The following is a 9,888-nucleotide window of genomic DNA, read 5'->3' on the forward strand; positions in this document are numbered from 1 at the left end:
AGCTGTCGCCCGGTGGCACCCGGGGGCGGTCAGGGAGTAGTTATCCACAGGCGCCGGACCCGGCCTGCCGGATTGGCGTACGGTGCGGCGCATGGCAAGTGTGCTCGTGGTCGAGGACGACCAGTTCGTGCGCTCCGCCCTCATCCGGCATCTGACCGATGCCGCGCACCTCGTGCGCAGTGTCGGCACCGCCCTTGAGGCGCTGCGCGAGGTCGCCCACTTCCGTTTCGACGTGGTCATCCTGGACCTCGGTCTGCCCGATCTCGACGGGTCCGAGGCCCTCAAGATGCTGCGCGGAATCACGGACGTACCGGTGATCGTCGCCACCGCGCGGGACGAGGAGACGGAGATCGTCCGGCTGCTCAACGCGGGCGCGGACGACTACCTCACCAAACCCTTCTCGGTCGAACACCTCTCGGCCCGCATGGCCGCCGTACTGCGCCGCGCCCGCACGACGCCCGTGGACGCACCGCCGTCCACGGTCATCCGCGTCGGCGGCCTGGCCATCGACCCGCTGCGCCGCCAGGCCGAACTGGACGGCGTACGACTGGACCTGACCCGGCGTGAGTTCGACCTGCTCGCCTTCCTCGCCGGGCGGCCGGGTGTCGTCGTCGCGCGCAAGGAACTGCTCGCGGAGGTGTGGCAGCAGTCGTACGGCGACGACCAGACGATCGACGTCCATCTGTCCTGGCTGCGGCGGAAGCTGGGGGAGACAGCCGCCAACCCCCGCTATCTGCACACCCTGCGGGGCGTCGGCGTGAAGCTGACACCGCCGGGAGTGGAGCCGCCGCTATGAGGTGGGCGCTGGTCAAGGTGTGTGTGGCGGTCACGGCGATGGTCGTGGTGGCCTTCGCCGTGCCGCTGGGGCTGGTCATCCGGGAGATGGCCCGCGACCGCGCCTTCTCCAACGCCGAGCGGGAGGCGGCGGCCGTCGCCCCCGCCCTGTCCATCACCACCGACCGGGACCAGCTGGAGCGGGTGGTCGCCGCCGCCGGATCGGACGCGGGCCTGGCCGTCCACATCCCGGCGAGCGGCGGCACGGCCGCGGTCGACCTGGGTCGGCAGCGCGCCACCGCCACCGACATCGAAGCCGTCCGCAGACTCGGCCGCGCCTCCACCACCGAGGTGTCCGGCGGCTCCACCCTCCTCCAGCCCGTCGCGATCGGCTCCGGCCAGATAGCGGTCGTCGAGGTGTACGTCCCCGAGTCCGAAGTCACCAACGGCGTCGGCCTCGCCTGGGCCGTCCTCGCGGGCGTCGGGGTCGCCCTCGTCGTCGGCTCGGTGGCCGTCGCCGACCGGCTCGGCGTGCGCATGGTGGAGCCCGCTCAGCGTCTCGTCGAGGGCGCGCGCGAACTGGGGGAGGGGAAGCTGGGCGCGAGAGTGCCCGAGGAAGGACCGGCCGAACTGCGCCTGGCGGCGGTCGCGTTCAACTCGATGGCCGACCAGGTCGTACAACTACTGGCGAACGAAAGGGAGCTGGCAGCAGACCTGTCCCACCGCCTCCGCACACCGCTGACCGTGCTGCGCCTGAACACCGCCTCGCTCGGCGACGGGCCCGCGGCCGACCAGACCCGGGCGGCGGTCGCCCAGCTGGAGCACGAGGTCGACACGATCATCCGTACCGCCCGCGAGGCCAAACCGAGAACGACGGTCCCCGGCCCCGGCGCCGGCTGCGACGCCGCGGAGGTGGTGCGGGAGCGGATGGCCTTCTGGTCGGCGCTCGCGGAGGACGAGGGGAGAAAAGTGCGGGTGGCGGGCGTCGAGGGTCCCGTACGCATACCCGTGGCCCGCGCCGACCTGGCCGCCGCCCTCGATGCCCTGCTCGGCAACGTCTTCCGGCACACCCCGGAGGGCACCGCCTTCGCGGTCGACGTCCACAACGGCGACGACGCGGTGATCGTCCTGGTCTCGGACGCGGGCCCGGGGATCATCGACCCCGAGGCCGCGATGGCCAGAGGGCGCGGCTCGGGGAACGCGGGGTCGACGGGCCTCGGCCTGGACATCGTGCGCCGACTCGCGGAGTCGACGGGCGGGGACGTACGCATCGGCTCGTCGGTGCTGGGCGGCACGGAGGTGCGGATCTGGATCCAGCTGGACGGCAGGGCCCCGGTGCGGCGGGGACACCGGGACCGCCGAACGGGGACACCTTGGCGCCGCAGGCACTCCGGAACGTGATGTATCGGGTGCGTTGTCGGGCGCGGGCCCGGTGGGGGCTGGTCGCGCAGTTCCCCGCGCCCCTAAAAGCAAAGCCCCGGCGCTGCGGACTGAAAGGCGAGGGGCGTAGCCCCCGCCTTTCAGGGGCGCGGGGAACTGCGCGAGAAGCCCCACCGGGCCGCACCCGACAACGCACAAGCACCTGCCGGCCCCCACCCCCGCCCAACCCCCGGAGGGCTACCCGTTGGTCGGCGGCAGCGTCCCGCTGCGGGCCGCGCGGCCGTACCACAGGGCGCTCGACTTGGGCGTACGGGCCAGGGTCGCGTAGTCGACGTACACCGCGCCGAACCGCTTGCCGTAGCCGTAGGCCCACTCGAAGTTGTCCATCAGGGACCACAGGTAGTAGCCGCGGACGTCCGCGCCCTCGGCGATGGCGCGGCGGACCGCGCGCAGGTGGCCGTGGAGGTAGGCGATGCGCTCGGGGTCGTGGACGCTGCCGTCGGACTCGGGCTTGTCGTCGTAGGCGGCGCCGTTCTCCGTGACGTAGAGCGGCAGGCCCGGGGCCAGCTTGGAGTAGCGCATGATCAGGTCGTGCAGGCCCGTCGGGTCGATCGACCAGCCCATCTCCGTACGCTCGCCCGGCGACTGGTGGAAGAGCACCTCGTCCGCGCCCGGCCACGGCGAGAATTCGCTCGCGCCGTGACCGTCGGCGCGCGGGCCGCTCGGCTTCTCCTCGGCCGCCGAGACCAGCGTCGGGGTGTAGTAGTTGAGGCCCAGCGCGTCCAGCGGCTGGTTGATCAGCGCGAGGTCGCCGTCGAGGACGTACGACCAGTCCGTGATCGACGAGGTCGCGGCGAACAGCGTCTCCGGGTAGGCGCCCTGCAGCATCGGGCCGTGGAAGACGCCGTTGGCCAGGTCGTCGATCTTGCGGACCGCGGCCAGGTCCTCCGTGGAGGGCGAAAGCGGCCTTACCACCGAGGAGTTGAGGCTCACCGCGACCGTGTTGCGGGCCGGCATCGCCGCGCGCAGCGCCGAAGTGCCCAGCCCGTGCGCCAGGTTGAGGTGATGAGCGGCGCGGAGGGAGGCCAGCGGGTCCGTACGCCCTGGCGCGTGCACGCCCGAGCCGTAGCCCAGGAAGGCGCTGCACCAGGGCTCGTTGAGGGTGATCCACTGCTCGACGCGGTCGCCCAGCGCCTCGCCCATGATCTGGGCGTACTCGGCGAACCGCAGCGCGGTCTCCCGCTCCGGCCAGCCGCCCGCGTCCTCCAGCTCCTGCGGCAGGTCCCAGTGGTAGAGGGTGACCGCGGGCTTGATGTCGTGCGCGAGGAGTTCGTCGACCAGCCGCCGGTAGAAGTCCAGACCGCGCTGGACCGCGGGGCCCCGGCCGGTCGGCTGCACCCGGGACCAGGAGACCGAGAAGCGGTACGCGGTCAGGCCCAGGTCGGCCATCAGCTGCACGTCGTCGCGGTAGCGGTGGAAGTGGTCGACAGCGATGTCACCGTGCTCGCCGCCCGCGGTTTTTCCGGGCGTATGGCTGAACGTGTCCCAGATCGAGGGCGTGCGGCCGTCCTCCCGCACCGCCCCCTCGATCTGGTACGCGGAGGTCGCTGCGCCCCAGAGGAAGGCGGGAGGAAAGGTCACCGGGGTAACGGGCTCAGTCATGGAAGCGCTCCCATTGGAGGTCGTGGAGACCGACGGGTAGGAGAGGAGAAGAGGGAAGTGGGGGAAGGGGGCCGAGGCGGCGGTGACCCGGCCCCCAGATGTTCCCGGTACGACAGTCGATGTGCGGGTCAGCCCTTCACCGCGCCCTGCATGATCCCGCCCACGATCTGCTTGCCGAAGATCGCGAAGACGACCAGCAGCGGCAGCGTGCCGAGCAGCGCGCCCGCCATGATCAGGGACTGGTCGGGGGTGTATCCGCGGCCCAGGCCCGCGACCGCGACCTGCACGGTCGGGTTGCCGTTCTGGGTCAGCACCAGGAACGGCCACAGGAAGTCGTTCCACGTCTGCACGAACATCAGCATCCCGAGGACGGCCATCGCGGGCCGCGCCGCCGGGAACACCACGTGCCAGATCACGCGCCAGCTGCTCGCGCCGTCCATCCGTGCCGCCTCGATGATCTCGTCCGGCAGCGCCTGGATCAGGTACTGCCGCATGAAGAACACCCCGAACGCGCTGACCAGCGAGGGCAGGATCACCGCCTGGAGCTGGTCGGACCAGTCGAGCTTGGCGACCATCATGTACAGCGGGATCACGCTCAGTTGGGGCGGCACCATCATCGTGCCGATGACGATCAGCATCATCGCCTGGCGGCCCTTGAAGCGCAGCTTGGCGAAGGCGAACCCGGCGATCGTCGACAGCACGACGATGGTGATCGCCGAAACGCCCGCCACGAACGTGGTGTTGACGAACGCCTCGCCCAGGTTGGCGTCCGTCCAGGCCAGTTCGAGCTTGTCGAACAGCCCCGAGCCGAACCAGAAGGGCGGCGGGGTCTGCGCGAGCCGCTGGTTGTCGCGCGAGGCGGCGATGGCCGTCCACACCAGCGGGAACAGCGAGCCGATGGTGAACAGGGCGAGGATGACGTAGGCGATGGGCCCGGCGTGCATGGTGCCGCCGGCGCGCGCGGCCCTGGGCCGCCGTACGCGCTTGCGGTCTTCCTGTTTCTGTTCCGGCGGAGGGGTCAGTGTCGTCGTCACGGCCGGTTCTCCTAACTGCTGGCGCGGAGCCGGCGCGAGATGACGTAGTTGACGATCCCGATGACGATGAGGATCAGGAACATCGTCCAGGCGATGGCGGAGGCCCGGCCGAGGTGCTGGTTGACCCAGCCCTGCTCGTACAGGTAGAGCCCGAGCGTCTGGAACTGGTGCTGGGAGCCGCCGGACGCGCCCTTGTTCGCGTCGAACAGCAGTGGCTCACCGAATACTTGGGAGGCACCGATGGTCGACACGACGACCGTGAACAGGATCGTCGGCCGCAGCGAGGGCAGGGTCACGTGGAAGAACTGCTGCCAGCGGTTGGCCCCGTCGAGCGCGGCGGACTCGTACAGGTCCTGCGGGATCGCCTGCATCGCGGCCAGGTAGATCAGCGCGTTGTAGCCGGTCCAGCGCCAGATGACGATCGAGGAGACCGCGATCTGCGAGGGCCACTTGTCGTTCTGCCAGTCGATGTTGTCGATACCGACCTGGTTGAGAACCCAGTTGATCATGCCGTAGTCGCGCCCGAAGAGCAGCACGAAGACGAGCGAGGCGGCGGCGATCGACGTCGCGTACGGGGCGAGCATCGCGACCCGGTAGAAGGTGGAGGCCCGCAGCTTGTAGTTGAGGATGTGCGCGAGGCCCATCGCCATCAGCAGCTGCGGAACCGTCGAGATGATCCCGATGGTCAGCGTGTTCTGCGCCGCGTTCCAGAAGAAGTCGTCGTCGAAGATCCGCGTGTAGTTGCGGAAGCCCACCCAGTTCATGTCGGTGGGCGCGGTCAGCTCCACCTGGTGCAGCGAGGCCCAGCCCGTGTAGATCAGCGGGAACAGACCGAACGCGAGGAACAGCAGGAAGAACGGCGAGACGAACGCGTACGGGCTCCAGCGCATGTCCCGCTGCCAGCGGCGGGACAGCCGGGCCCGGCGTTTGTCGAGCGCGGCGGGCGCACCGTCCTTGGGCGGGCGGCCCGGGGCCGCGCCCCCCTCCTCGGTGGGGGGCGCGGCGGTGTCGTGCCGGGTGGCCATACGGGTCACTTGTCCAGGTTGTTGTCGATGGTCTTCACGGCCGTGTCCCAGGCTTCCTTGGCGGACTTGCCCTGGGTCACCAGAACGACGCCGTTGTCGGTCAGGCCCTGCTGGATGATCTGGTCCTTCGGGCCGATCGTCTGGACCGGGATGTTCTCGGCGGCCTGCGCGAAGATCGTGCCGATCGGCGCGTCACCGGTCATGTCGTTCTTCGCGTTCTTCACCTCGGTCGACTCGTACGCCGCCGGGGTGCTCGGGAAGCTGCCCTGGACACCGAACAGCTTGGCCTGCTGCTCGGGCGCGGTCAGCCAGGCGGCCAGCTTCGCCGCTTCCTCGGTGTTCTTGCCGGACTTGGGCACGCTCAGGAACGAGCCGCCCCAGTTGCCGGACTTGGGGGCCTGGGCGATGTCCCACTTGCCGGCCGCGTCGGGCTGCGACTTGCCCTTGATGTAGCCGAGCATCCACGGCGGGCAGGACATCGCGGCGAACTTGCTGTTGGCGATGGTGGTGTCCCAGGCGGGCTGGAACTGGGTCTGGTTGCCGATGAGTCCGTCCTCGGCGGCCTGCGCCGTGAGGTCGAAGGCGGACTTCACGGCCGGGTTCGTCTTGTAGATGACGTCACCGGCCTCGTTGTAGAACCGGTCCTTCTCACCGCTGAGGATCGACTGCAGCAGACCGCCGGGGGAGTCCAGGAACGTGGTGTCCTTGGGCGCCTTGGCCTTGTACTGCTTGCCGACGTCGACGAACTTGTCCCAGCTGCCCGCCCACAGCTTGCCGACCTCCTCGCGGTCGGTCGGCAGACCGGCCGCCTTGAACAGGTCCGTGCGGTAGCAGATGGCCATGGGCCCGATGTCGGTCCCGACGGCGATGGTCTCCCCACCAGTGGTGGTGGCCTGGGCCCACTTCCATTCCAGGTAGTCGCTCTTCTTGCCGTACTTCGACAGGTCGAGCAGCTTGTCCGACTGGGTCTTGACGATCTCGGCGATGTTGCCGACCTCGATCATCTGGATGTCCTGGAGACCACTGCCGGTGGTGAGGTGGTTGATCAGCGCCGGGTAGTAGTTCTCGTTGCGCTCCACGACCGTCTGCTGGATGTCGATCTCCGGGTGCAGCTTCTCGTACTCCTTGTACAGCCCGGACTCCTCGAAGCCGGCCGTACCGAAGAGACCGAGAGTGATCTTGGTCTTGCCGCCGCCGCCACCTTCCGACGACGAGCCGCCGGTGTCGTCGCCGCCGTCGTCGGCACAGCCGGCCAGCAGCCCGGCGCCCAGCGACGCTACGGCCGCGAGGACCACCACCCTGCGGTGGGCGGTTCGGGTACGTGCTCGCATTGCGTCCTCCTGTTGCCCTGACGTGCCGACCCCCCGGCCAACTGCATTGTTGGGCCCGTTAGTTCGTCTTGAATCGTCGCTGCGGCTCGGGCGGGGAACGTGCGGGATGTGTATGTGTCAGGTACCGTGGGAGCGCTCCCATCGGTGATGTGTTGAAGGTTCGTCGGTCCGGGCGGGGGTGTCAAGGGTGAGGACAGAGGAGCTGTGTTCAGTTATCTGCCTGTTAACTAACTCGGCGGCCCGACGAGGAGGGGACACCGACCGACGGAGATCGGCCAGTGCGGGAGCGGACCGCGGTCGCCGCTCCGGAGGCGGTACGACGCCTGCCGCGCGGGCCGGTCCGGCGCACCGGGCAGCCGCGCGGCGGCCGGGGACGGCCGGGGCGCCCCTGTCCGCGCCCGCACCGGCGGCCGAGTCCGGACAGGACTGTTAGATTCCAGGCCAGGGTGATGACAGCGGAAGGGCGGAGCCAGATGGCAAGCCACGGAGCGCGGGGCCGCAGCGGTGGCCGGCCGACCTTGGAAGAGGTCGCCGCGCGCGCCGGAGTGGGCCGTGGCACGGTCTCCCGGGTGATCAACGGTTCGCCGAGGGTCAGCGACGCGACCCGCGCGGCGGTCGAGGCGGCGGTCGCGGAGCTGGGTTACGTCCCGAACACGGCGGCCCGAGCCCTCGCGGCGAACCGCACGGACGCGATCGCGCTCGTCGTCCCCGAGCCGGAGACCCGCTTCTTCGCGGAACCGTACTTCTCGGACATGCTCCGTGGCGTCGGCGCCGCGATCTCGGACACGGAGATGCAGCTCCTGCTGATCTTCGCGGGCAGCGACCGGGAGCGACAGCGCCTGGCGCAGTACCTGGCGGCCCACCGGGTGGACGGCGTCCTGCTGGTCTCGGTCCACGCGGACGACCCGCTGCCCGACCTGCTGGCCCAGCTGGAGATCCCGGCGGTGATCAGCGGCCCGAGGTCGGCAGCGGAGACCCTCACCTCGGTCGACTCCGACAACTACGGCGGAGGCCGCCAGGCTGCCGAACACCTTCTGTCCCGGGGTCGCCGCAAGATAGCCCACATCACGGGCCGCCTGGACGTGTACGGCGCCCAGCGCCGCGTCGACGGCTACCGCGAGGCCCTGGAGGCGGCGGGCCACGAGGTGGACGAGACCCTGATCGAACCGGGCGACTTCACGGAGGAGGGCGGCCGTCGCGCGATGACCCGCCTGCTGACCCGCTGCCCCGACCTGGACGCGGTCTTCGCGGCCTCGGACGTGACAGCGGCGGGCGCCCGCCAGGTCCTGCGCGAACAGGGCCGCCGTATACCCGACGACGTGGCACTGGTCGGCTACGACGACTCGGCGATAGCCCGCCACATGGACCCGCCCCTGACGAGCGTCCGCCAGCCGATAGTGGAGATGGGCCGAGCGATGATCGACCTCCTCCTGGAGGAGGTCGCGGACCGCCGCCCGACGGCGTCCCGGGTACTGGAGCGCCGCCGACTGGTACTGCCGACGGAACTGATGAGCCGCAAGTCGTCCTGAGAGGTCGATGCCCCCGGCGTGGCGGGTAGCCGGGCACGACAAAGGGCTGATCTGCTCTCGCAGATCAGCCCTTGATCATTCAGGGTGAGTGACGGGACTTGAACCCGCGGCATCCTGGACCACAACCAGGTGCTCTACCAGCTGAGCTACACCCACCATGACCGGGTGAGGAGTTCCGAGTGGTCTTCCTGACCGGCCGAGAAAAAGTGTACAGGGTCCGAAGGGGTGCTCGCGCCCGGCTTTTGTCCGGGCTCGCGCGAGAGGCGTCGTACGAGGTCAGTGAGCTGCGGGCAGGACGTGCTTGGCCGCGATCGTGCGGGCCGTGTCCGAGTCGGGGCCGGGGTGCGGTACGAAGATCGCCTCGCGGTAGTAGCGCAGTTCGGCGATCGATTCGCGGATGTCGGCGAGGGCGCGGTGGTTGCCGTTCTTGTCCGGGCTGTTGAAGTACGCCCTCGGGTACCAGCGCCTGGCCAGCTCCTTCACCGAACTGACGTCCACGATCCGGTAGTGGAGGTACGACTCCAGGGTGCTCATGTCGCGGAGCAGGAAGCCGCGGTCGGTGCCGACCGTGTTGCCGCACAGCGGGGCCTTGCCCGGCTCCTTGACGTGCTCGCGCACATACGCCAGGACCTGGGCCTCGGCGTCGGCCAGCGTGGTGCCGCCGGCCAGTTCGTCGAGGAGCCCGGACGAGGTGTGCATCTGCCGCACCACCTCCGGCATGGTCTCCAGCGCCGAGTCGGGCGGACGGATGACGATGTCCACCCCCTCGCCGAGTACGTTCAGCTCGGAGTCGGTGACCAGTGCGGCCACCTCGATGAGCGCGTCGTCGGACAACGAGAGACCTGTCATCTCGCAGTCGATCCACACCATGCGATCGTTCATGCGTCTCACCTTACGGGGAGGCGGAGCGAGGCGAACCTGCGGTGCGGGGGTTGTCGCTGCGGTGGCTGCAGCCAAGCTCTGTTTTCCCACCCACCCGCCCTTACTGCCCCTCCAGCACAGGCCGGGGCAACCCAGTGATCTCAGCCCGTCCGGCGCACGAGGACACCCAGGCTGATTCTCCCCGCCCACCCACCCCAGCCCGCACCTTCTAGCCCGTCCGGCGTTTGAGGACGAGCGCGTTCAGCGCGATAGGCGGGGGTCTGGGGGCGCA

General features: G+C 69.8%; 8 protein-coding genes and 1 tRNA gene. 3 read left to right on the plus strand and 6 right to left on the minus strand.

Going from position 1 to position 9,888, the window contains the following annotated elements:
- Positions 1–91: 91 nt before the first annotated feature.
- Complete coding sequence (locus CW359_RS42630) at positions 92–796, plus strand: response regulator transcription factor (RefSeq protein WP_198655584.1); 705 nt, start codon at positions 92–94, stop codon at positions 794–796.
- A complete protein-coding gene (locus CW359_RS42635) occupies positions 793–2,175 on the plus strand; it encodes a sensor histidine kinase (protein WP_105975643.1) in 1,383 nt (460 codons plus the stop codon). The genes CW359_RS42630 and CW359_RS42635 overlap by 4 nt, the downstream gene beginning before the upstream one ends.
- A 216-nt stretch (positions 2,176–2,391) precedes the next feature.
- Here the strand turns inward: CW359_RS42635 and CW359_RS42640 are convergent, their stop codons facing one another.
- The 4 genes from CW359_RS42640 to CW359_RS42655 form a co-directional block, all read right to left on the minus strand.
- Positions 2,392–3,816, minus strand: coding sequence for a GH1 family beta-glucosidase (locus CW359_RS42640; protein ID WP_105975644.1), 1,425 nt, complete (start codon positions 3,814–3,816; stop codon positions 2,392–2,394).
- Between the two features lie 128 nt (positions 3,817–3,944).
- Positions 3,945–4,850, minus strand: a complete 906-nt coding sequence (locus tag CW359_RS42645; protein ID WP_105975645.1) for a carbohydrate ABC transporter permease — start codon at positions 4,848–4,850, stop codon at positions 3,945–3,947.
- A gap of 11 nt (positions 4,851–4,861) precedes the next feature.
- The gene (locus CW359_RS42650; protein ID WP_105975646.1) at positions 4,862–5,875 is read right to left on the minus strand and encodes a carbohydrate ABC transporter permease; all 1,014 of its coding nucleotides are present in this window, start codon (positions 5,873–5,875) and stop codon (positions 4,862–4,864) included.
- A gap of 5 nt (positions 5,876–5,880) precedes the next feature.
- Entirely contained in the window at positions 5,881–7,206 is a 1,326-nt protein-coding gene (locus tag CW359_RS42655) for an ABC transporter substrate-binding protein (RefSeq protein ID WP_105975647.1), read from the minus strand.
- Between the two features lie 473 nt (positions 7,207–7,679).
- Between CW359_RS42655 and CW359_RS42660 the strand changes: the two genes are divergently transcribed.
- A complete protein-coding gene (locus CW359_RS42660) occupies positions 7,680–8,735 on the plus strand; it encodes a LacI family DNA-binding transcriptional regulator (RefSeq protein WP_105975648.1) in 1,056 nt (351 codons plus the stop codon).
- A gap of 83 nt (positions 8,736–8,818) precedes the next feature.
- Here CW359_RS42660 and CW359_RS42665 read toward each other — a convergent pair.
- A tRNA-His gene (locus tag CW359_RS42665) sits at positions 8,819–8,891 on the minus strand.
- Positions 8,892–9,011: 120 nt separating this feature from the next.
- Positions 9,012–9,617 carry an oligoribonuclease gene (gene orn, locus CW359_RS42670; protein ID WP_105975649.1) on the minus strand — a complete coding sequence of 202 codons (606 nt, stop codon included), beginning with the start codon at positions 9,615–9,617 and terminating at the stop codon, positions 9,012–9,014.
- Between the last annotated feature and the right edge of the window lie 271 nt (positions 9,618–9,888).

It is taken from the genome of Streptomyces geranii (assembly GCF_002954775.1).
Taxonomy (GTDB): Bacteria; Actinomycetota; Actinomycetes; order Streptomycetales; family Streptomycetaceae; genus Streptomyces; species Streptomyces geranii.